The organism is Escherichia sp. E14S1, from assembly GCF_004211995.1.
Lineage (GTDB): Bacteria > Pseudomonadota > Gammaproteobacteria > Enterobacterales > Enterobacteriaceae > Escherichia.
Window position 1 is genome coordinate 110,658 of record NZ_RHJQ01000010.1, and the last position, 23,997, is coordinate 134,654.

The following is a 23,997-nucleotide window of genomic DNA, read 5'->3' on the forward strand; positions in this document are numbered from 1 at the left end:
GCCTGATGCGCTACGCTTATCAGGCCTACATAACTCCTGCAATATATTGAATTTGCATGATTTGTAGGCCGGATAAGGCGTTCACGCCGCATCCGGCATGAACAACGCGCACTTAGTCAACAATCAGGATGTGAGGTTATTCCTCACCCTGCCTTATCCGTAAAAACGGCATAAAGAATAACACATCAACCACTAAAGACGTTACCTGCGCCCGGGGCGGTTTTCAGCACCCAGACACGTCCATAGTGGTTGTACCAACCTGCGCGGTGTCCGGCTTCAGGTCCAATCCCCTGGTAGATATCGAAGTGTTGGCCTTTGATTGCACCACCGACATCTAACGCCACCATCAAACGCAGTTCGTACTGACCGTTAAATTTGCCGTTATTATCCAGCAGCGGCACTTCTGCCAGCAAGGTTGTACCTGCCGGGATAATGGAACGATCGGAGGCAACTGAAGCGCGACCAACCAGCGGCACCGCACTTGCCCCTTTCACCGGTGCAAAAGACTGCGGTTTAAAGAAGACGAAAGACGGGTTCTGTTCCAGCAGCTCGCGAACTTCGGCTTCACTGTGTGTTTCACCCCAGTGACGAATCGCCTGCATCGACATATCTTCTTTTTTCACTTCGCCACGATCGATCAACACCTTGCCAATACTGCGATAGGCATGACCATTCTTTCCGGCATAGCTGAAGAAGTTAAGCGGACTGCCATCACCAAAGTCGATATACCCACTACCCTGCACATCCATAATGAAGTTATCCATCAGTGAGTTGCTGTAAGCGAGGATGTATTTATCGCTCAATGCTCCCGCGTAGATCTCCGCGCGAGACGGCAAACGCCCACGTTTTGGCGGCATTCGATAAATAGGATACTGGAACTCGCCCTGACGAGTATGGCGCGCCTGAATCACCGGCGTGTAATAGCCCGTAAACTGTACGTTACCGTAATTATCCGTACCTTCCATCTGCCAGGCGTCAATGCCGAACTGGCGCATATTGCGGGTATCACCGCCTGCACGCAGCCACTCCTGCACGGCGTTATAAACGCTACTCTGGTTGCCATACAGACGCGGCGACGCGTTGCGGATATGGTTAATTTGTTCGGCAAAATCACCGGCGTTAATCGGCGCGCCAACAGCATCTGGTTGGTTCACCAGAGAGAAAGGCTGGTTAAATTTCCCGTCTTTATATTGCTGTCCGCGATCGGTTGGTTTGGAGGAGCAGGCGGCCAGTATCGTCACAACCGCGCCCATAAGAAGGTACTTTACCCAACGTCCTTTCATTGTTCTCTTCTTCAGGTTAAAAAATAAGGCGTTAATGAAGATAACAAACCGTCGCCTTTAATGAAATCCGTAGTATTCCCTGATGCAAATTTTGTACAAAAAATAGACTTCAATGCTTTGTTTTTGTTCAAAATCATGCCAAATACGTGATCAGAGTAAAAAAAAGGTTGCATGAAAACGCGAGCGGAGTATAGTGCGCATCCACGGACGCGGGGTGGAGCAGCCTGGTAGCTCGTCGGGCTCATAACCCGAAGGTCGTCGGTTCAAATCCGGCCCCCGCAACCAATTAAAATTTGATGAAGTAAAGCAGTACGGTGACGCGGGGTGGAGCAGCCTGGTAGCTCGTCGGGCTCATAACCCGAAGGTCGTCGGTTCAAATCCGGCCCCCGCAACCAATCAAAATTTGATGAAGTAATAGCAGTACGGTGACGCGGGGTGGAGCAGCCTGGTAGCTCGTCGGGCTCATAACCCGAAGGTCGTCGGTTCAAATCCGGCCCCCGCAACCAATTATTGAACACCCTAACGGGTGTTTTTTTGTTTCTATTCTCCCATAAAAAAAGCGCCATTCAGCGCCTTTTTATCATCCTCTTCTCGCCAGCGTCGCCCCATCGGCAAAATACGCTTTAATTCCCGCAAGAATAGACTCCGCAACTTCCTGCTGGAAAGTCGCCGTTTTCAATTTGCGTTCTTCCTCAACGTTACTGATAAACGCCGTTTCGACCAGAATGGAAGGAATATCTGGCGCTTTCAGCACAGCAAACCCGGCCTGCTCAACCTGATTCTTATGCAGTTTGTTGATTTTCCCCAGCTTATTTAGCACGGCCTTACCAAACTTCAGGCTGTCGGCAATGGTCAACGACTGCACCATATCGAACATGGTGTGGTCGACATAGCGGTCGCCGCTTTTGCTCACACCACCAATCAAGTCCGAGGCGTTCTGGGTTTGTGCCAGATATTTTGCCGCAGTACTGGTTGCGCCTTTGGTAGAGAGCGCAAACACCGAGGAACCGCTCGGCTGGCGACTGGTAAAGGCGTCGGCATGAATAGAGACAAACAAATCAGCACGCTGTTTCTGTGCTTTTGCTACGCGCACTTGCAACGGAATGAAGATGTCTTCATTACGCGTCATGTAAACCTTCATATTGCCCTCTTTCTCGATCAGAGAGCGCAGACGGCGAGCTATTTGCAATACCACGTCTTTTTCGCGCGTTTTGTATTTCCCCACCGCGCCGGAGTCTTCGCCGCCGTGGCCAGGGTCGAGCATAATGACAATCGGACGATCGCGCCCGGCCTTGCCTGGCTGTGGGCCACTCTGCGCTGGCGGCACCTGCTTTTCGAGGTCGCCTTTGTTGTAATCTTCCAGCAGCGCCAGCAATGGGTCTTGCATGTCCTGAGCATTGGCCGGATAAAGGTCCATCACCAGACGTTCTTTAAACCCGGCGACCGGCGCGAGGGCAAACATCTGCGGTTTTACATTTTGCTTTAACTCAAAAACCATCCGCACGGTTTGCGGATCAAATTGGCCGACGCGTGCCGACTTGATGAACGGGTCGTCAGCGCGGATTTGCGCAGCCATCCCCTTGAGCACCGAGTTCAGGTTTACATCTTCGATATCCACCACCACGCGTTCAGGGTTACTCAACGCGAACTGCTTATATTTCAGCTGACGATTTGATTCTACCGTCACGCGGGTGTAGCTGGACGCAGGCCAGACGCGCACCGCCACGACCTGGCTGACCGCAGCCAGACTCACCTGGCTTACGCTCAATAGCCACATGGCGCCCGCGCCTTGCAGTAAACGACGACGGCTGATTGCAGTGTTGGATCCTGACATGCCTCTCCCGAGCAAAAGAAATCTAAGCTGTGTAACAAGTAAACGACCAATTTGACCGGAAACTTTAGCGAAAGACGCATAATCTGTCATCTATAAAACGGTAAACATTCTATTTATATTCACGGTATTACTGATAAAAAAGTCGCACTCGCATAAAATTTGCACTTGCGCACGGCGAAAAAACAGAATAAAAATACAATAATTTCGAATAATAATGCAAAGAGGTTTGCCGTGGTAAAGGAACGTAAAACCGAGCTGGTCGAGGGATTCCGCCATTCGGTTCCCTATATCAATACCCACCGGGGAAAAACGTTTGTCATCATGCTCGGCGGAGAAGCCATTGAGCATGAAAATTTCTCCAGTATTGTCAATGATATTGGGTTGTTGCACAGCCTCGGCATCCGTCTGGTGGTGGTTTATGGCGCACGTCCCCAGATCGACGCAAATCTTGCAGCGCATCACCACGAGCCGCTATATCACAAGAATACGCGCGTGACCGACGCCAAAACGCTGGAGCTGGTGAAGCAGGCTGCGGGTACGTTACAACTGGATATTACCGCTCGCCTGTCAATGAGCCTCAACAACACGCCGTTGCAAGGCGCGCATATCAACGTCGTCAGCGGCAATTTTATTATTGCCCAGCCGCTGGGCGTGGATGATGGTGTGGATTACTGCCATAGCGGGCGCATCCGGCGGATTGATGAAGAAGCGATTCATCGCCAACTGGACAGCGGTGCGATTGTGCTGATGGGGCCGGTGGCGGTTTCGGTCACTGGCGAGAGCTTTAACCTGACCTCGGAAGAGATTGCCACTCAACTGGCCATCAAACTGAAAGCTGAGAAGATGATTGGTTTTTGCTCTTCACAGGGTGTCACTAATGACGACGGTGATATTGTCTCCGAACTTTTCCCTAACGAAGCGCAAGCGCGGGTAGAAGTCCAGGAAGAGAAAGGCGATTACAACTCCGGTACGGTGCGCTTTTTGCGTGGCGCAGTGAAAGCCTGCCGCAGCGGCGTGCGTCGCTGTCATTTAATCAGTTATCAGGAAGATGGCGCGCTGTTGCAAGAGTTGTTCTCACGCGACGGTATCGGTACGCAGATTGTGATGGAAAGCGCCGAACAGATTCGTCGCGCAACAATCAACGATATTGGCGGTATTCTGGAGTTGATTCGCCCGCTGGAGCAGCAAGGTATTCTGGTGCGTCGCTCTCGCGAGCAACTGGAGATGGAAATCGACAAATTCACTATTATTCAGCGCGATAACACGACTATTGCCTGCGCCGCGCTCTATCCATTCCCGGAAGAGAAGATAGGTGAAATGGCCTGTGTGGCAGTTCACCCGGATTACCGCAGTTCATCAAGGGGCGAGGTTTTGCTGGAACGCATTGCAGCCCAGGCGAAGCAGAGCGGCTTAAGCAAATTGTTTGTACTGACTACGCGCAGTATTCACTGGTTCCAGGAACGCGGATTTACCCCGGTGGATATTGATTTGCTGCCGGAGAGCAAAAAGCAGTTGTACAACTACCAGCGTAAATCAAAGGTGTTGATGGCGGATTTAGGGTAAGCGATGGAAATCGCCGGATGCGATATGCGTAACACTCGTAGGCATGATAAGACGCACATGCGTCGCATCAGACATCGGCACTCATCGTCGGATGCGGCGTGAACGCCTTATCCGACCTACGGAAAATCAAAGGTGTTGATGGCGGACTTAGGGTAAGCGATGGAAATCGCCGGATGCGATATGCGCAATGCCCCCAGACATGACAAGACGCGCATGCGTCGCATCAGGCATCGGCACTCATCGTCGGATGCGGCGTGAACGCCTTATCCGACCGACGGAAAATCAAAGTGTTGATGGCGGATTTAGGGTAAGCGATGGAAATCGCCAGATGCGACATGCGTAACACTCGTAGGCATGATAAGACGCACATGCGTCGCATCAGGCAATCACATTTATCCCCGCGAACCAAACAACGCTGCCAGCCCGCTACGCCGCTCGGTGCGCGTAGCGATTGCCGCACTTAAAATGCGTTCATCGGCATACAATGACAAACGCCGACGCGCGCGGGTCACCGCGGTGTAAACCAGCTCTCGCGTTACTACCGGCGTGCGTTGGCTCGGTAAAATCAACGCCGCATGGTCGAACTCCGATCCCTGCGATTTATGTACTGTCATCGCCCACGTGGTTTCGTGCTCCGGCAGGCGACTCGGTTGCACCGACTTGATATTGCCATCCGGCATTGCAAACCAGACGCGCGTCCCCTGCCCGCGATCCAGAGCGACACCGATATCACCATTAAACAACCCAAGCACACTGTCATTACGGGCAATCATCACCGGCCGGCCTTCGTACCAACGCGAGTGCGGATGACGATGAATTTTGCGCTTCTGTTGCATAAACTGTTCAATTCGCTCATTCAGTCCTGCCACGCCAAACGGCCCTTCCCGCAGGGCGCACAAAAGCTGATACTCATTGAACGCCTGAATGATTAAATCCGGCTCGGCACGTGCCTGAAGCAGATCCAGGTAGCGTCCGTAACCCGCAAGAGCTTCCTCAAGCATCGCAATATAATCTTCGCCGCTCTGTAAAAGCCGTTTTTCGATATCAGTAAAATCCTGCTGAAAAACTGTTTTCACTGCCGTCTTATCGCCACGATTAATAGCCGCCGCAAGCTGACCAATGCCAGAGTTGCTGCCGAAACGGTAACTCTTTTGCAGCAGGCAGAGACTATCGCGCAATGATGCCGCTTCTGTGCCGCTTCCCGCCGGAACGTGGCTTCCCGTCAGGCGGCTCAACTGCCCGGCACGCTCTGCGGTAAAGCCCGCATTGGCATAAGCACAGATATCGCCCAGCACAGCTCCAGCCTCAACGGAGGCCAGTTGATCGCGATCGCCGAGGAAGATCACTCGCGCATGATCGGGCAAGGCATCGATCAGCCGAGACATCATAGGCAGATCAATCATTGACGCTTCATCCACCACCAGCACATCAAGATGCAGCGGGTTACCCGCATGATGGCGTAAACGCTGGCTACCTGGCTGCGCGCCCAGGAGGCGGTGCAAGGTGCTGGCGTCTTCTGGTATGCGTTTCTTTTGTTCATCGGTCAGCGGTAACTGGCGCAGAGCCTTGCCGAGAGATTCTGTTAAGCGTGCGGCAGCTTTCCCCGTTGGCGCAGCCAGGCGGATACGACAGCGTTCACCGTCGGCCATCTGAATTAACGCAGCCAACAACTTCGCCACGGTCGTCGTTTTACCTGTGCCGGGGCCGCCGGAAATTACCGAAATGCGCCGCGTCAGTGCCACTGCTGCCGCCACTTTTTGCCAGTTAACTTCATCACCAGGCGGAAAGAGTTTATCTAGCGTTTGCGCCAGCAACGCTTCATCCACCTCGATCGCATGATTCACCTCATTGAAGAAGCGCGCCACCGTACGCTCGTTACACCACATGCGATTCAGATAAAGGCGATCGCCACAGAGGATCATCGGCGTTGGTTCATCTCCCCGGCTGACCGCTTGTGAAGCCAGCAAGCATTCTTCCCAATTTTGTAGCTCACCGATTTCACTGACACAGGTCGCCAACAGCGGATGCGACGCCTCGTTATTTTCCAGTCGTGAAAGCGGCAAACAGACGTGTCCCTCTCCGGCATCATAACTTAACAGTGCCGCCGCGAGGGTGACGGCAGGATGTTCATCTCCCGCCACGGTCAGGGCAAATTGCACATCCAGCGGGCGTAGCTGTTTGTGCTCCACAGCTTCCAGTAATTGCTTTTGCAATTTCATTACGCCTCCTCCAGGGTCATACCGGCAAACATCTCATCCATCAGGTCAATCAACTCGGCGTTGGGTCGGGTCGCGTAGATCCCTTGTTGCGGATGTTCTTTATCAACGCCACGCAGGAACAGATAGATAACGCCGCCAAAGTGACGATCATAGTTGTAATCAGCAATGCGATGGCGCAGATAACGGTGCAGCGCCAGGGTATAAAGCTGATATTGCAGATCATAGCGGTGTGCCTGCATCGCCGCTGCCATAGCCTGTTGGGTGTAAGCCGAACTGTCTTCACCCAACCAGTTGGATTTATAGTCGAGCAGGTAATAACGCCCTTCGTGGCGAAACACCAGGTCAATAAAACCTTTTAACATGCCGCGCACCTGCATGAACTCCAGCGGCGGGCAGCCTGCGGATAGCGGGTCAAACTGGCGGATTAACGTATCAAGCTGACTGGCGATAAGCAGTTCACTAATCGGCAGATAAAACTCCATCTCCACCTGTTTATCGCGGTCGGAAAGCTGATTCAGGCTAACACCCGTTTCATTGAGTGGTGCCTGAAGAATAGCGGTGATCCACTCAGTTAACACAGGTTCCCAGTGCGCTTCAAAACCGCCAAGCTCCAGTTTTTCCCGCACCCAGTTCGGGTCAACCGGCTGGGTAAAATCCAGGTCTTCAAACAAACTGTGCAAGAACGTCCCCGGTGACGCACCGCGCGGAAACTGATGTGGTGTTAACGTCGGTTCTTCAACGACGCTGGCAACGCCTGCAGCATCGACATCCAGCCGAGGCATCAAATCCTGGGCGATACCGTGACCACGCTGTTGCAAACCAGAGTAACTGGTGACGCGCCAGTTATCGCCGGGCAATCGTTGTAACGTCCTGGCATTCAGTTCTGCAGTTAAAGCATCATTAACCTGCCAGGGTTGGTTATCACCAGTTTGTGCCGTTTGCCAGGCTATATCATCATCGCACAATGCTTCAATACAGGCGCGAAGCCCTGCCGCATCTTGCGGTTCACCTTTTTGCAGCAAGCGCCCGAGCGCACTTTGATGAACGTCGGTGTCACCTTTTTTATCGCCACGACGGCGCACCAGCGGCGCAACACCGAGACTGCAATGCCAGACCGAACGCGTGAGCGCCACGTAAAGCAAACGCAGATCTTCAGCCAGACGTTCGGCTTCAGCGAGATCTACGCTTTCTGGCGCAGCGTTAAGATCCAGAACTGCTTCAAACGAGCCTCGATCGTGATAGAACGCCTGATCCTGTACACGGAAATTGGTGATAAACGGCAGCCAGACCAGCGGATATTCCAGCCCTTTCGATTTGTGGATCGTGACGATCTGCACCAAATGTTTGTCGCTTTCGAGGCGCATTTGTTGGCTGGAGGCATTACTGTCTGGCTCAAGGATATGTTGCGATAACCAACGTACCAAAGCATGTTCACTTTCCAGCTGCGTTCCCGCTTCTTGTAGCAGTTCGCTGATATGCAAGATGTCAGTAAGACGCCGCTCGCCACCGGCCGTTGCCAGCAGGTTTTCTGCAATGTTGCGCGCCGACATCAGCGCTCGCAGCATTGGCATGACGCCGCGTTTGCGCCAGATTTGCCGATAACCATCGAACTCTTCAACCACCGCGTCCCACGCATTTTCGTCATTGTTCAGCGTTTCGATATCCAGCGCATTCAGCCCCATCATTGACGTTGCCAGCGCACTGCGCAGGGTATTCTCACGTTCGGGCGTCATCACCGCCTGCAACAACCAAAGCATTTCCTGCGCTTCCAGAGTTTCAAAAACACTGTCGCGGTTCGAAAGGTAAACGGAAGGGATTTCCAGCAACGTTAAGGCATCGCGCACCTGGGCGGCCTCCTGGCGGCTGCGCACCAGCACACTGATGTCCGAGGCACGTACCGGACGTGCATCATCGCCGTTCATCAGCAACGCTTCCCCGCGCTGCCCGGCCTGTAACCAGTCGCGGATTTGCGCGGCACATACCTGCGCCATCGTACTTTGATATTCGCCAACGCCGCAGCTTTCGCCTTCCATCAACCACATTTTCATCGCTGGCTGCGTTTCACCTTTAAATACAAAACGCAGTGCCTGATTTTTCCCGGCTGATTTCACAGGAATAAACGGTATTTCGCGAAACATGAACGCGTCATCAGTCTGGCTGAAAAGCTTGTTTACGCTGTTCACCATTCCTGGTGAAGAACGCCAGTTGGTATCTAAGGTGTAGTGCGCGAGAACTTCGCTACGCGCTTTCATATAAGTGAAGATATCCGCACCACGGAACGCATATATGGCCTGTTTCGGATCACCAATCAGCAGCAATGCGGTTTCCGGCTGATGGTGCCAGATACGGCGAAAAATCCGGTACTGCTGCGGGTCCGTGTCCTGAAATTCGTCGATCATTGCCACCGGGAATCGCGTACGGATCGCTGTCGCCAGAGCCTCACCGCTTTCGCTACGCAGCGCGGAATCGAGCCGACTTAACATGTCGTCAAAACCCAGTTCGCCACGGCGACGTTTTTCACGCGCTACCGTTTCGCGGATCTCAGCCAACGCGCGGGTGATCACCAGGTCGCGGATCGACAATGGTTCTGCAAGCAGTTGATCGATCGCCTCAAACAGCGGATGTCGCGGGGTTTCCCCCCCGGCTTTCGTGCGATCTTCTAAGAAACGCTGAGAGAATTTTTCCAGCGACTCTGGCAACTGATAACTGTTTGTCTCTTCTTCTGCCCAGGCACTGATCTTGTCTATCCATTTAGCCTGATTGCTACGGTTAAACTTGCGTCGATCAATGCCAGAAGATTCGATCAGCGCATCCAGTTCCCCCACAGCGTCGCGCCACTGCTGTTTTACCGTATCAATACGCGCCACAATTTGCGCGTGGCGGGAAGCCAGCGTTTCATCATCGGGCGGCGGTGCTTTGATAACCGGTGCTTCGCCTTGCAAATAACGATTAATATCGCGCAGTAACGCCTGCGGCCCTTTCCAGGTTTCAAACACTACCTGAGCAATTTCACGCGGTAACGGGTAGCAATGGCGACGCCAGAAATCGGCGCAGGCCTGGTAGCGCAGTAACGATTCATCTTCAATCAGTTGCTGCTCAAACAACATGCCGGATTCAAAGGCATTCAGGTTGAGCATACGCTGGCAAAAACCGTGAATGGTAAAGACTGCCGCTTCATCCATCTGCCGTTCGGCTAACAGCAACCACTGCGCGGCCTGTGCTTTATCGTCGATCTCTTCCAGAAGGCGTGCATAAAGAGGATTGTCGGTGGTTTCACGCAAACAGGCGATGCGCAACTCGTGGATATTGCTACGGATACGACCGCGCAATTCTGCAGTGGCCGCCTCGGTAAAGGTCACCACCAGCAGTTCTTCAACGGTCAGCGGGCGGGGAAAGGCGGCAGAACCGCCTAGTCCAAGTAACAGGCGCAAATAGAGCGCCGCGATCGTAAAGGTTTTGCCTGTGCCGGCAGAGGCTTCAATCAGGCGCTCGCCCTGTAAGGGCAAGCGCAAAGGATCTAGAGTCTCGGCGACATCACTCATTCTTTTCACTCATCAGGGGCATTGTTTGCTGCAACGCGCTGACGTTCTCCCACACTTTCCAACCTTCAGGGTGTACATATTCTGCTTTCCCATTCTGGCTGCCGGAAATCTGCGACAGGATAGCCATGCCTTGCGGCTCGACTACCGCCTGATGGAAGAAATCGGCCAGTTTTTGCGGCGTCAGCAGTTTAATCTGGGCTACGATTTTATCACGCGAATCGAAGCGCATATTGCCGCGATCGAAATCTTTACTTAACTTCGATGCTTCTTCGCCGAGCGTTTGCGGTGCCTGCAGCATCTGGGTAATTACCGCCTGCTGGATTTGCGCAAACTCTTCTGGCTTCATCGCCCGCAATTTCGCTTCTGCTATCGGGAAAAACGCCTTGTAACGCTCCCACAGGTACGATGGCTGTTTTTCGTTGCTTTGAAGCAGGAAGCCCATGCCCCACTGACGCCCTACGCTCATTGGGAACGCGAACACGGCATAGCCCAACTGTTCTTCGGTACGCAACTGATTGTAGAACCACGGCTGTACAATCTGCCCCAGCAGAGAACTATATGCTGAACTGGTGTATTCATCGTAGCCAGTCGGTACAAATACCGCTGCCAGCGCAGAGTCGGTGCTGTTACCGGCTTTTTCAAAGATGACGGATTGTTTTTTATCAACCAGTACATCTTTGTTACGACACCACTCTGAGCCATCAGCGCCCAACTGTTTTTGCACATCGCGCGCCAGCGTTGTTGCCTGAGCTTCGGTCATGTTGCCAATAACCATAAACTCTGGTCGAGCCCCTGATTTTAAGGCGTCGCGATAGGCCAGCACCTCTTTCAAGGTAATGGAAGGCAAAATTTTGCGCCTTTCATCACGCGAGAAGTAAGGCACCTGGGAGAGCATCTGCGCAGGCATAATCGCCTGCTCAAACGCTTTGCCCTTTTCTGCGGAATCCATCATCTGGTTATACCAGGATTTTGCCTGCTCAAGCTGATCTTCCGTAGCGGTATAGCTAAAGTACCCCTCGAGCAATGCCTGGAACAGCTGTGGCAGACGCTGGGTGTAACCATTAGCATTAACCATTAGGCCGTTGTTAGCATTGGTGGAAAAACTAATGCCGCCAACCGACGCCTGGTTGCTTAACTGATCAAGCGACAGCCCTGCGAGATAATCATTGAGCGCAAACATCACCTGATTGCGGGCGCTGTCCATGGCTTTCGGATTACGCAAAATCAGGCTGACATCGGCTTTTGGCTCGCTGGCAAAATAACGGCTCGGCGCATACACCACACGCAGGTTCGATTCATCCACGATCAACTCTGGATGGTCGTATTTCTTCTCTGACTTAATCAGCGAGAAATCGTCAGGAATATAGGGGTTAAGCTCCGGTAAGGAGAGCGCAATATTGGCGGCTTTTTGCTGCCAGTCAGCGAAAGTTTGTTCGCTGATTTTATCGACCTGATAAGGCGCATCGACAAAATAAGCCGTTTTATTGTGCGGCTCTTTCGGGCTGATATACCAGATACGCGCATTCTGTGGCGTCATCATCGCCAGACGTTCTTTTACTGCTTTAGCATCATACCGATCGGCAATATTGACCGCGTCCAACGTATGCGCCACAGGAACGCGAATCATGGTGTCCGCCAGCCATTCGACGTAATCCATATCACGGGTGATTGACGGATAACGGAAGTCGATATCCAGCACATTCGCCAGTTCATCGAAGTATTGTTTATCAATGCCTTTTTCACGTAACAGATTGAGATAGCTAAAAATTGCCGCCACAACCTGATCGCGATTCGCCAGGCCTTTATCGGTTAAAGAGGCTGAGATCGCTAAAACGCCGCTGTTGCCGTTGACGATAGGATCGGAGTTGGCGCTAATGCCCTCAACCAATCCCTGTTTTTGCAGCCAGTCGGAAAGTGTACCTGGGCTGCGATTACCAATCAGATAGGTAATCAATTCATCCGTTTTACTACGGAACTTCTCTGAGTTGTTATCGATGCGAAACTCAACGCGCAGAACTTTACGCGGCAGCGCCGGGACGTAATGAATGATAATGCCCTTTTGCGCGTCGGTGACTACCGGCACGGTGATTTCCGGTTTTTTGCTCTCTTTGTTCGGCACGCGACCAAAAGTGTCCGCCGCCATTTTTGCCAACTCCGGCAACGGTTTATTACTGTAAATAACCGCCTTCATCAGATTGGCGGAATAGTACTTCTCGTGGAAATCTTTCAGCGCCTGCTGCACCGGGTTACCAGGTTTATCGCTTAAAGTTTCCAGGTTACCACCAGAAAACTTTGAACCGGGGTGTGCCGAGTTAATGGTTTCTGCGCTGACCTGTGCCATGCGCATCCCGTCACGCGTACGCGCCATGGTTAATTCAGCGTTCACCGCATTACGCTCACGTTCGGCATATTTCTTGTCGAGCAAGGGTTCAGCGATAGCATCGGCCAGGCGGTCTACCGCACCAGGCAAGGCGTCGTTCTCAACTTCCAGATAGAAAGCCGTGCGATACGGCGCGGTGCTGGCATTGTGACTGCCGCCGTGCATTTTGAGGTATTCAGCCAGACTGTCAGCCTGCGGGTACTTTTTCGATCCCATCAGACTCATATGTTCAAGGTAATGCGCCAGCCCCTGATAAGCCTCAGGATCTTCCAGCGACCCAACGGGCACCACCAGCGCCGAAAGCGATTTAACCGCCTGCGGATCTGAAACCAGCAATACCACCATACCGTTATCCAGACGTATAGCCTGATACTGGCGGTTATCTTTATCGCTTTTACGGATGGTTTCCTGAATCGGCTGCCATCCAGTTTCTGCCTGACTTAAGGGTGCCCAAAGGGCAACAAACAACAATAATGCTTTGAACCAGGTGCTGCGGGGCATTCACGGACCTCATTATCAACTTTATTTTCCACCCAGATTCAACACGTTAATGAAAATCATCTGGCAGGACTTAATCTTGTGCTGCACGAGTCAGCCTATGTCTATATAACCATCAGTCCGTGACTGATGCGCATCATAAAGTAAGCAAATGAATTGCGCAATTTTTATACAACACTCATGACTGATTAAAGCGAAACAGCGGTAACAGGAAACGTTGCGACTGTTCAATGATGGCTTCCATTGTCTCTGGCGTTAATTGCCGCCATAGCCGTTGATACCAGATATCATCACCTTCGCCACGCACCATCATGTTGCCTTCGTAAGCCTGAAGGAATTTCGAACGAGCTTTTTGCAACGTGGATTCGTCGTCCAGCATGGCATCGTTTTCTGCGTCATAACAGGTTTTTAGCCATGCACCGCCACTTTCAGGTAACACCAGCAATGGCGCGGACATACCTTCACGATACCCTTCAATCAGCTGTGAGAGGTAATGCAAAGCCTGTTCGGCAGCAAGCGGCGGAAAACGCCACTCGCCGTCTTTGCGTAGAAAAAGGCGACTTTCACCATTACCACCGCTGGCACAGTAGACAAGGTGTTCCAGCCAAAGTTGCATTCCCTGCGCCACACTTAATAAAGAGGGACGCCAGCGCAACAGGCCATCTGACTGGACCTGCGGCAACCAGCCCGTTATTTGCACGCCGTTACAGGCGAGATCGATTTCCATGCTCTGGCCCGGCTGACGGCAGGCAATGACTCTGTCTGCAAGCTGCTGCATCTCCTGGCACTGTGTTTCCCAGAAAATTTCACCAAAGGCACCATACGGCAAATCACCTGCCGCCCGAAATCGGCGGAACAAGCGTTCGGCATCATCCTGCTCAACCAGTGCATTTAATAACTGCTGGTTGATTTGATAACGACTAATCCCTTCAAGAATAAAAGGTTCGGTGTCGGGAATTTCGCTGTCTTCGGTACGGAAGTTCACTTGCAAACGCATCTGGAAAAACGCCCGCACCGGATGCGCCCAGAATCGTTGTAGCGTTTCCAACGGCACGGTTTCCGGCAAGGTAAACGGTAGCGGCTGAACAAATTCAGAATGTGCCTTACCTGCCTGGCTGGCCGCGGGTAGCCACTCGCGCGCATAGCTTTGTAAGTTACCGGACTGATAGTTTTGCGGGTCAAACGGCATCCGGGTATGGTGGCAAGTAAGATGCGCTTTTACCCTTGCCTCGCTTTCATCACAGTTAAGCGCTTCATCGCCCGGTAGATAATGGCTTTGCCCGATGTAGTCGATCAGTTCCTGCACCAGAACTGACGGGAATCGTTCGCTGTTATCCTGAATAGAGCGGCCGATATAGCTGATATAGAGTTTTTGCTGCGCGGATATTAACGCTTCCAGGAACAGATAGCGGTCATCATCGCGACGGCTACGGTCACCGCGCTTCGGTTTCTGACTCATCAGGTCAAAACCTAATGGTGCAAGCTGGCGCGGGTAAACGCCGTCGTTCATTCCCAGCAGGCAAACCACTTTGAACGGAATTGAACGCATCGGCATCAGAGTACAAATGTTAACTGGCCCCGCGAGAAAACGCTGGCTGATACGTTCCTGATCCAGGCGTTGTGCCAGTTCATCACGCAACAACGATAGCGGCACTGCGTCGCCATACTGCGCACCTAAACCTTCAGCGATAATCGCCTGCCATTGTTGCTCAATAAGCGTCATCGCCGCTTCGGTTTCCGCATCCGGCAGGAAGAAGGCATTGAGCATATCGCGGCAAACCGGCAGCCACTCCTCAAGCGGGCGTTCCTGCGCCAGCCCGCGACGCCAGATGTTTAGCTGCATTAGCAGTGACGCCAGGTGTCCTACCAGCTCTGCAATCAGGCCGCTCGATTCATCGTAAGGTAGAACCGATTGCCATTCCCCCTGAGCACTTTCCATCGCGTAGCCCAGCAACATGCGCGTCAGGCCAAATCGCCAGGTGTGTTGTCCGGTGGCGGGGAGTTCCAGCTCACGAACGTTATCGTCATCTATGCCCCAACGAATGCCGGATTCGTTGACCCACTGGCGCAAGTAACGCAGCCCTTCTTCGGTAATGTCAAACCGCGCCGCCAGCACCGGCACATCCAGTAATGCCAGCACATCCTCCGACACAAAGCGGCTGTCCGGCAACGATAACAGGCTGATAAACGCTTCCAGTACCGGATGCGACTGCCGCGCCCGACGGTCGGAAATGGCATATGGCAGATACCGATCCGCTGGCGCACTGCCAAACACGGCCTGAATAAACGGACTGTAGCTGTCGATGTCGGCCACCATCACGATGATATCTCGCGGAGTAAGTGTCGGATCTTCCTCCAGCATCGCCAGTAAGCGATCGTGCAAAACTTCAACTTCACGCTGCGGGCTATGGCAAACGTGGAAGGTGATACTGCTATCCTGCGGGTCAAGCGGGCGTTTGTTATCGCTACGGGAAAACTCTTCGATGTTCACACCAGCAACGGCGTGGTTTTCCAGTTCCAGAATGTCGGACTGTATGTTATGCAGCAGGTTATCTGGCGTAACATCGACAAAAGCGTCCAGCTCCTGGCTGCTCTCCAGGTCAGAAAGGAGATAGATGTAGTCGCGCCCCAACTTACCCCAGGAGGCCAGTAGCGGGTTGCCGACATCCTGTTCACCGTCGCTGTTAAAGAGCTGTCCTGCATTTTCGCTATCGCGAAATAGCGGCAATTCGCGATCTTCAAAACTGTGTCGACGCTGGCGGGTCAGCAGTTTCGCCAGATAAGCAGGATCTTTAATATCGCCCCAGTAATAACGGCAAGGGTTGGTAAACAGGAGATGGATTTCAATATGTTTACCCAGCGCCTGTAGCGCCTGGAGATAAACAGGCGGTAACGCGGAAATACCGCATATAAAGACGCGCGAAGGTAAGCCGGGTGGGCAGGTCGTCGCAGACTCCAGTGTTTCGATAAAGCGTTGATAGAGATTGGCACGGTGCCAGCGCGGTTGCCCGAGTTCATGGGTATATTCCACCAGCACCTTCCACAACGGCGCTTGCCAGGCCTGCGCTTCTCCCAGCCCTTCAACCAGATGCCCGGCTTCCCACTGCGCCAGCCAGTCCGGGCGATAGACCAGATATTGGTCAAACAGGTCCGCCGCTTTTGAGGAAAGCTGAAACAGTTTTCGCTTGTCGCTATCGTCAGTCAGGTAATGACGCAATAGTGTAAAATCTTCGCGATCCAGCAGTTGTGGCAGCAGAGTCATCAGTTTCCAGCTCATACTCCGCTTGTTAAAGGCGCTCTCTTTGGGGATCTCTGGTAATACCCGGACAAACATATCCCAGATAAAGCTCGCAGGCAGCGGAAAATCAATGTTTGCCGCAATGCCGAACTTCTGCGACAGGGTCATTTGCAGCCACTGTGCCATACCGGTACTTTGCACCAGAATCATTTCTGGCTCGAAAGGATCGTCCAGCCGTTCGCGTTCGACAATAAACTCCATCAACGCTTCCAGTACGTCCAGACGATTGGAATGGTAGACCCTTAACATAGCGGCTCCTGACTACTGACGATTCGGGCAATGCAGGCGGGTCATCTCGCCTTCTCTGCCCCCGGGTGAAAATAGCGTAACGCTGATGCTGACACATCCCGCCTGCGATGTCTGCATTCGGTTGACCTGCCAGTTTGCAGGTGGCGAAATCGCGCGCAGTTGTGCTTGCTGCCAGGCGTGCCGCCAGAGCTGCTGGTACTGGTTTCTGCTGGCAAGACTGGTGCTTAATGTTCGCTGGTAACCAGATAACGCAGTGACAATCATCACCATCAGTACCATCGCCAACATCACCTCCGGCAGGCTAAAACCTTGCTGATTCTTCAGGGAAGCTGACATAACGCCTCCTCTTTCAGCGGACAAAAATCACTCCAGCCATGTGGCGAAAATACGATATTCCCATCGATGACTTCCCCCATTCGCCATAATGATACGTCTTCATAACCAGCTATTAGCAAGGTTTTATTATCCGCAAGTCTTCGCAGGCAAGCTCGAGCACCCGTTGCGGCGTATTGCGAACACTGAACAGCTTGCTGTACCTGCCAGGCATGCATTTTCCCCCACTCAAGCGCCGACTGCACAATGGCCTGACGGCGTAATGACTGGCTTTCCATAGTCACGCGAGAGGCAAAACTGCGATCCTGCTGGCTCATTCCTTGTAACAGCAAGCTGCCCAAAACCAGCAGCATCAGGACCAGTGCCAGCAATGAAACACCCTTTTCGCGGTTCACAGGTTGAATCCTGTCACGCTATAGCTGGCATCCACCACGGTTTGTGGATCAGCCTTGCTGGCAGCGTGCATATTAACCGTCAGCACCGGAGGGAAACCGCTGTTATCCTGTCGGGTAACCTGAAAAGTGTCGATAACGACGGCATCTGGGTTGGTCAATTTATCCCAGCCCTTACCTTCACAGGATGTCGTGCCGCGTAGCGTTTCCAGGACATTGTCTTTTAGTCGAAATCCAATCTGGTCGGATTCTTTTCCCGGCCCATGCTCCCAGATACCGTTATTGTTCGCATCCCACTGCACAATGATGCAGTCACCCTGCCCAACAATTTTCAGACCTTCACCGGGGCAGGTTCCATGACAATAACCTGCTCTCTGGAGATGCTTCGCGACTGTAAATACCCGCAGCCAGATTTCATCTTCCAGCGCCAGCTTGCGAGTAGTAATCAAACTTTCACGCTGTAAAGCGGGCAGAAATCGCGCAGCTCCCAGCAGCAGTACGCTACTGATTGCCATAGCAATCAGCACTTCCAGCAGAGAAAAACCTTGCTCTTTTACAGGCATCCTTCTGTTTCTCCTTGCTGACAAAGCCGGAGCCTTCCCCACGGCGAAACCACCAACCACCACTCGCCCGCTGAATTTTTGAAGCGAATATGTCCGGCCCATGCGGTATTGCGTAGGCCAAAGAAAGTGAGCGAAGGTGTCAGGTCGCTCATTTCGACTTCGGGCCAGCGAGGCACAAAGACCAGCGGTGAACTGCCATGACAGGTATTCGCCCCAGCGGCGGCACTCGCAAGACACCATGACGTTCCCTCCCTGATGACACTGATACTGTGGTCGCGGTTATGCCAGTTGGCATCCTCACGTAAATAGAGCAAATAGTCTCGCGCCTGGCTGGCGGTTTGCCATAACCGTTGCGACTGCTGCCAGTACTGCCAGCCATAGAGTCCACTTGCACTTAGCATGACCAAAATCAGCATCGCGACCAGTGTTTCAATCAGCGTATAACCACGTTGTTTTTTCATGCCGGCAGTATGCGGCGCGGAGAAAAAAAGACGAGTGCCAGTTTCTATTTCTTCGGCCCGTCTTCCGGACTATTTACCCTGTTGCAGGGCGTTGCAAAATTTCGGGAAGGCGTCTCGAAGAATTTAACGGAGGGTAAAAAAAACCGACGCACACTGGCGTCGGCTCTGGCAGGATGTTTCGTAATTAGATAGCCACCGGCGCTTTAATGCCCGGATGCGGATCGTAGCCTTCAATCTCAAAGTCTTCGAAACGGTAGTCGAAGATGGATTCGGGTTTACGTTTAATAATCAGCTTCGGCAGCGGACGCGGTTCGCGACTTAATTGCAGATGGGTTTGATCCATATGGTTGCTGTACAGGTGCGTGTCGCCACCGGTCCAGACAAAATCACCCACTTCAAGATCGCACTGCTGCGCCATCATATGCACCAGTAACGCATAGCTGGCGATGTTAAACGGCAGCCCCAGGAAGACGTCACAGGAGCGTTGATAAAGCTGGCAAGAGAGTTTGCCGTCTGCGACATAGAACTGGAAAAACGCATGGCATGGAGCCAGTGCCATTTTATCCAGTTCCCCCACGTTCCACGCCGAAACAATAATGCGGCGGGAATCCGGGTCGTTTTTCAACTGGTTCAGCACTGTGGTTATCTGGTCAATATGACGTCCATCCGGCGTTGGCCAGGCGCGCCACTGTTTGCCATATACCGGGCCGAGGTCACCGTTTTCATCAGCCCATTCGTCCCAGATGGTGACATTGTTTTCGTGCAGATAAGCAATGTTGGTGTCGCCCTGCAGGAACCACAGTAGTTCGTGGATGATGGAACGCAGGTGGCAACGTTTGGTTGTCACCAGCGGGAATCCATCCTGCAGGTTAAAACGCATCTGATGACCAAAAATGGAAAGCGTTCCGGTTCCGGTACGGTCGTTTTTCTGTGTGCCTTCGTCGAGCACTTTTTGCATCAGTTCTAAATACTGTTTCATGGTTCCTCAGGAAACGTGTTGCTGTGGGCTGCGACGATATGCCCAGACCATCATGATCACACCCGCGACGATCATCGGGATGGAAAGAATTTGCCCCATGCTGATGTACTGCACCCAGGCACCGGTAAACTGCGCGTCGGGCTGGCGGAAAAACTCAACAATGATGCGAAACGCGCCGTAGCCAATCAGGAACAAGCCAGACACGGCCCCCATCGGGCGCGGTTTACGAATATACAAGTTGAGGATAATAAACAGCACCACACCTTCCAGCAGCAGTTCGTACAACTGTGACGGGTGGCGAGGCAGCACGCCGTAAGTATCAAAAATGGACTGCCACTGCGGATTGTTTTGCAGCAACAGAATATCTTCGGTACGGGAACCCGGGAACAGCATGGCAAACGGGAAGTTCGGGTCAACGCGGCCCCACAATTCACCGTTAATAAAGTTGCCCAGACGCCCGGCGCCAAGACCAAACGGAATAAGCGGTGCGATAAAATCAGAGACCTGGAAGAAGGAACGTTTGGTGCGGCGGGCGAAGATAATCATCACCACAATCACGCCAATCAGGCCGCCGTGGAAGGACATGCCGCCGTCCCAGACACGGAACAGATACAGCGGATCGGCCATAAACTGCGGGAAGTTGTAGAACAGAACATACCCAATACGTCCGCCAAGGAAAACGCCAAGGAAACCCGCATAGAGTAAGTTTTCAACTTCATTTTTGGTCCAGCCGCTCCCCGGACGGTTCGCCCGACGTGTTGCCAGCCACATCGCAAAAATGAAACCTACCAGATACATCAGGCCGTACCAGTGAAGCGCAACGGGTCCTATTGAGAAAATGACCGGATCGAATTCCGGAAAATGCAGATAGCTACTGGTCATCTGTCACCACAAGTTCTTGTTATTTCGCTGAAAGAGAACAGCGATTGAAATGCGCGCCGCAGGTTCCAGGCGCTCCAAAGGTGCGAATAATAGCACAAGGGGACCAGGCTGGTTGCCGGATACCGTTAAAAGATATGTATACGATCCGCGCTATAGCCCCCCGCGAATCAGCCCACCCATGCCGCGACGCTCCATAAATGCCGCAACCTGATGACGAACTTCAGTCGCCAGTTGTGCTTCCAGGCTGCGCTGCGCAAGGTTTTCTGCTTCGGCAAAATCAATGCGCCGCAGCAAATATTTTACGCGCGCAACAGAACGCCCGTTCATAGACAGATGGCGATACCCAAGCCCAATGAGGATTGCTACGCACATAGGATCTCCCGCCATTTCGCCACACAAACGGAGATCTATTCCTTGCGTTTCCGCTTCCCGGGCGATCATTGCCAGCGCACGTAACATCGCAGGATGCAGGCTGTCATAAATGTTCGCAACTCGCGTGTTGTTACGATCAACAGCCAGAATGTATTGAGTCAGATCGTTGGTGCCAACAGAGATAAAATCGACCCGGTTTACCAGGTGAGGCAACATAAACACCATCGATGGCACTTCCAGCATGATACCGATCCGCGGTTTCGGGATCGCATAGCCGATCATCTCCTCGACTTCACGTCCGGCACGTTCAATCAGGCGGCGTGCTTCGTCAACTTCATCGAGGCTTGTGACCATCGGCAATAAGATGTTCAGGTTGCCCGTTGCTGCATTAGCACGCAGCATCGCCCGCACCTGGATCAAAAAGATCTCCGGCTGATCGAGCGTAATGCGGATCCCACGCCAACCCAGACATGGATTCTCTTCGCTGATAGGCATGTAAGGCAGTTGCTTATCAGCACCAACATCCAGCGTGCGCAGCGTGACAGGCTTATCATTGAACATTTGCAACATGCCCTGATATTGCGCCACCTGCTCTTCTTCCGACGGGAAACCGCTTTGCAACATGAAAGGAATTTCAGTGCGATAAAGGCCGATACCATCAATGCGACTGCCCAGTTTTTCTTCATGTTCCGGGCTTAAACCCGCATTGAGCATGACTTTAATGCGCTCACCGCTTTTTAACTGTGCGGGTAAATTGACGTCATCTTCCGCCAGCCGGCTTAGCTCATTTTCTTCGCTAATTAGCCGTTGGTATTCTTGTAGCAACACCGGTTCCGGGTCGACCAGTAATTCCCCGCGATAACCATCAACAATCAGCGTCCGATGATGCAGCACTGAAGGTTGAATGTCCGCCCCCATCACGGTAGGAATACCCAGCGCGCGCACCATAATCGCCGCATGGGAGTTGGCCGCACCATCGCGTACGACGACGCCGACTAAGCGATCCTGGGGCAACTCCGCAAGGGTCGTCGCCGACAATTCATCTGCCACCAGAATGAAACGTTCCGGCCAGGCGTTCGGCCCCTGATTTGCATCATCAAGGTGAAACAGCAACCGCTGGCCCAGCGCGCGTAAATCGCCAGCGCGCTCTTTGAGATAGTTATCACTTAGCGCGGCAAACTGTTCAGCAAATTTTTCAATGACCGTTTTCACAGCCCACTCTGCGACCGAGCCCTTATCCACCTCGGCAAACAGTTCGCGACGCAGACGGGTGTCAGAAAGCAGGTGCGAGTAAAGATCGAAAATGGCCGCAGTTTCTTTCTGCGCCCCGGCAGCAAAGCGTTTGCTGTAACGACGAAATTCGTTAGCTGCCTCTTCCAGCGCTCCGGTCAGGCGCTCACGTTCCAGCGCTGGATCCAGCGTTGATGCCTGATACACCTGTTCCATTAAGGGTAAAGTGGCATCCTGCCAACCTTCGGCAATCGCCACGCCGGGTGCAGCCGGTAATGCGCGGATTCGCGTCTGGCGATATTGTCCGAATAAGGCAGTCAACTGCGACTGGGAAAGAATGGCCGCCATCTGGGTGGCGAGCGTCACCAGAAAGGATTCTTCGCTTTCATCGTACTGGCGTAGCTCTCGTTGCTGCACCACCAGCACGCCAAGCAATTGGCGACGCTGAATAATCGGAACGCCTAAGAAAGCACGGAAACGCTCTTCTTTTACGGAGGGGACATATTTGAAGCTGGGGTGTTTTTGCGCATCCGCAAGGTTTATCGGTTCCGCCAGCCTGCCAACCAGGCCGACGATCCCTTCATCAAACGCGAGCGTTACGGTGCGACCTCGCGGTTTTTTCAGCCCCCGAGTCGCCATCAGGTAGTAACAACGTCGGTCGTGATCGGCCAGGTAGACCGAACAGACTTCGGTATCCATCGCAAGACAGATGTCGGTAACCAGAATATTCAACGCCTCGTTAAGGCGGGGAGCACTGGCTACCTTTTCGACTATTTCGCGCAGGCGAGTGAGCATAATTGGCGTGACTTAACCTCTTTTACGTCGATAAGTAGATGCGTTTTGTGGTTTAGGCGTATTGTCCTGTAGCGCCATCACAACACTCGCAAACTCTTTCATTACCCTGCGGTAGACATCACGTTTAAATGACACCACCTGTCTGACCGGATACCAGTAACTTACCCAACGCCAGCCGTCAAACTCTGGTGTACTGCTGGTTTGCATATTGATTTCCGCATCGCCGCTCACCAGCTGCAAGAGAAACCATTTTTGTTTTTGGCCGATACACACCGGCTTCGTGTCCCAACGCACCAAACGTTTTGGTAATTTGTAGCGCAACCAGTTACGCGTTGAAGCAAGGATTCGAACGTCTTTGCGGCTTAATCCTACTTCTTCAAACAATTCACGGTACATCGCCTGTTCTGCGGATTCTCCGGGGTTAATTCCGCCTTGCGGAAATTGCCAGGAGTGCTGACCAAATCGACGGGCCCACATTACTTGCCCCTGACGATTACAAATCACGATACCTACGTTTGGGCGGTAGCCATCGTCATCAATCACCGGACTACCTCAAAATAAAACTTTATATGCGAATGATTGTTTCATACTCCTGGAAGGCGGTAAACCACTCTCTGCAAGGCATTACACACTAATAACAATTGAATAACTCACAGTTAAGTGCAGAGTTATAAACAGCAGAGGGGGAACATCACCGTTTTTATTCACCTTTTCTGTGGATAGAGTTGTGAAGAAGTACGGAATTACTGCGGGAAAACCCAGAGCATTCTGAACAACCCTGATTCAGGCATTACAAAATAATAGTTACTAATCAATGAACTAGGTGCTTAAATCGCTACCAAACAGGTAAAATCGTGACCTGTATCACACTCACTGTATACGAGGTGGTGAAAAATCAACCAATGTCGTATTTATCCACAGAATGTGCCAATAAGTTAAGCACCGCATCACTAAAAATTGGAGTTTCGTCGCACGTCAAGGCTGTAAATGGAAACAGTAGTGAGGGTTTTTCACAGTTATCCCAGCTTTCTGTGGATAACATGGTGTAAGATCCTGTTTATTTTCAGTGACCAGATTTGGAAAACCTCCACATACGTTGCGCAACGTGGTTATCTGAAACCTAA

General features: G+C 52.5%; 16 protein-coding genes and 3 tRNA genes. 4 read left to right on the forward strand and 15 right to left on the reverse strand.

Annotated elements, in window-relative coordinates:
- Positions 1-185 precede the first annotated feature (185 nt).
- The gene (gene mltA / locus D9734_RS12145) at positions 186-1,283 is read right to left on the reverse strand and encodes a murein transglycosylase A (RefSeq protein ID WP_130207714.1); all 1,098 of its coding nucleotides are present in this window, start codon (positions 1,281-1,283) and stop codon (positions 186-188) included.
- Between the two features lie 208 nt (positions 1,284-1,491).
- Between mltA and D9734_RS12150 the strand changes: the two genes are divergently transcribed.
- From D9734_RS12150 to D9734_RS12160, 3 genes are all read left to right on the forward strand, one after another.
- A tRNA-Met gene (locus tag D9734_RS12150) sits at positions 1,492-1,568 on the forward strand.
- Positions 1,569-1,601: 33 nt separating this feature from the next.
- A tRNA-Met gene (locus tag D9734_RS12155) sits at positions 1,602-1,678 on the forward strand.
- A gap of 34 nt (positions 1,679-1,712) precedes the next feature.
- Positions 1,713-1,789, forward strand: a tRNA-Met gene (locus D9734_RS12160).
- Between the two features lie 74 nt (positions 1,790-1,863).
- Here D9734_RS12160 and amiC read toward each other — a convergent pair.
- Positions 1,864-3,117 carry an N-acetylmuramoyl-L-alanine amidase AmiC gene (amiC, locus tag D9734_RS12165; protein ID WP_044189882.1) on the reverse strand — a complete coding sequence of 418 codons (1,254 nt, stop codon included), beginning with the start codon at positions 3,115-3,117 and terminating at the stop codon, positions 1,864-1,866.
- Between the two features lie 231 nt (positions 3,118-3,348).
- Here amiC and argA point away from each other — a divergent pair, with 231 nt between their 5' ends.
- Positions 3,349-4,680 (forward strand): amino-acid N-acetyltransferase, encoded by a 1,332-nt coding sequence (gene argA, locus D9734_RS12170; RefSeq protein ID WP_130207716.1) that lies wholly within the window; start codon positions 3,349-3,351, stop codon positions 4,678-4,680.
- 392 nt (positions 4,681-5,072) lie between these two features.
- Here the strand turns inward: argA and recD are convergent, their stop codons facing one another.
- The 13 genes from recD to D9734_RS23720 all read right to left on the reverse strand — a co-directional run bounded on the left by recD (position 5,073) and on the right by D9734_RS23720 (position 23,915).
- Positions 5,073-6,899: an exodeoxyribonuclease V subunit alpha gene (recD, locus tag D9734_RS12175; protein ID WP_130207718.1), complete on the reverse strand. Its 1,827-nt coding sequence runs from the start codon at positions 6,897-6,899 to the stop codon at positions 5,073-5,075.
- Positions 6,899-10,441 carry an exodeoxyribonuclease V subunit beta gene (recB, locus tag D9734_RS12180; protein ID WP_130207720.1) on the reverse strand — a complete coding sequence of 1,181 codons (3,543 nt, stop codon included), beginning with the start codon at positions 10,439-10,441 and terminating at the stop codon, positions 6,899-6,901. Before recB ends, recD begins: the two co-directional genes overlap by 1 nt.
- Positions 10,434-13,322, reverse strand: coding sequence for a pitrilysin (gene ptrA, locus D9734_RS12185; RefSeq protein WP_130207722.1), 2,889 nt, complete (start codon positions 13,320-13,322; stop codon positions 10,434-10,436). Before ptrA ends, recB begins: the two co-directional genes overlap by 8 nt.
- 175 nt (positions 13,323-13,497) lie before the next feature.
- Positions 13,498-16,866 carry an exodeoxyribonuclease V subunit gamma gene (recC, locus tag D9734_RS12190; RefSeq protein ID WP_130207724.1) on the reverse strand — a complete coding sequence of 1,123 codons (3,369 nt, stop codon included), beginning with the start codon at positions 16,864-16,866 and terminating at the stop codon, positions 13,498-13,500.
- Between the two features lie 12 nt (positions 16,867-16,878).
- Positions 16,879-17,202 (reverse strand): prepilin-type N-terminal cleavage/methylation domain-containing protein, encoded by a 324-nt coding sequence (locus D9734_RS12195; RefSeq protein WP_130207726.1) that lies wholly within the window; start codon positions 17,200-17,202, stop codon positions 16,879-16,881.
- A complete protein-coding gene (locus tag D9734_RS12200; RefSeq protein WP_130207728.1) occupies positions 17,187-17,594 on the reverse strand; it encodes a DUF2509 family protein in 408 nt (135 codons plus the stop codon). The genes D9734_RS12195 and D9734_RS12200 overlap by 16 nt, the downstream gene beginning before the upstream one ends.
- Positions 17,591-18,154 carry a prepilin peptidase-dependent protein gene (locus tag D9734_RS12205; protein WP_130207730.1) on the reverse strand — a complete coding sequence of 188 codons (564 nt, stop codon included), beginning with the start codon at positions 18,152-18,154 and terminating at the stop codon, positions 17,591-17,593. Before D9734_RS12205 ends, D9734_RS12200 begins: the two co-directional genes overlap by 4 nt.
- Positions 18,145-18,615 (reverse strand): prepilin peptidase-dependent protein, encoded by a 471-nt coding sequence (locus D9734_RS12210; protein ID WP_130207732.1) that lies wholly within the window; start codon positions 18,613-18,615, stop codon positions 18,145-18,147. Before D9734_RS12210 ends, D9734_RS12205 begins: the two co-directional genes overlap by 10 nt.
- A gap of 184 nt (positions 18,616-18,799) precedes the next feature.
- Positions 18,800-19,594 carry a thymidylate synthase gene (gene thyA / locus D9734_RS12215; RefSeq protein ID WP_000816232.1) on the reverse strand — a complete coding sequence of 265 codons (795 nt, stop codon included), beginning with the start codon at positions 19,592-19,594 and terminating at the stop codon, positions 18,800-18,802.
- Between the two features lie 6 nt (positions 19,595-19,600).
- Positions 19,601-20,476 (reverse strand): prolipoprotein diacylglyceryl transferase, encoded by an 876-nt coding sequence (lgt, locus tag D9734_RS12220; protein WP_032239304.1) that lies wholly within the window; start codon positions 20,474-20,476, stop codon positions 19,601-19,603.
- 150 nt (positions 20,477-20,626) lie between these two features.
- Positions 20,627-22,873: a phosphoenolpyruvate--protein phosphotransferase gene (ptsP, locus tag D9734_RS12225; RefSeq protein WP_130207734.1), complete on the reverse strand. Its 2,247-nt coding sequence runs from the start codon at positions 22,871-22,873 to the stop codon at positions 20,627-20,629.
- Positions 22,874-22,885: 12 nt separating this feature from the next.
- Complete coding sequence (gene rppH / locus D9734_RS12230; RefSeq protein ID WP_130207736.1) at positions 22,886-23,416, reverse strand: RNA pyrophosphohydrolase; 531 nt, start codon at positions 23,414-23,416, stop codon at positions 22,886-22,888.
- A gap of 352 nt (positions 23,417-23,768) precedes the next feature.
- A complete protein-coding gene (locus tag D9734_RS23720; protein WP_276319965.1) occupies positions 23,769-23,915 on the reverse strand; it encodes a hypothetical protein in 147 nt (48 codons plus the stop codon).
- Positions 23,916-23,997 lie beyond the last annotated feature (82 nt).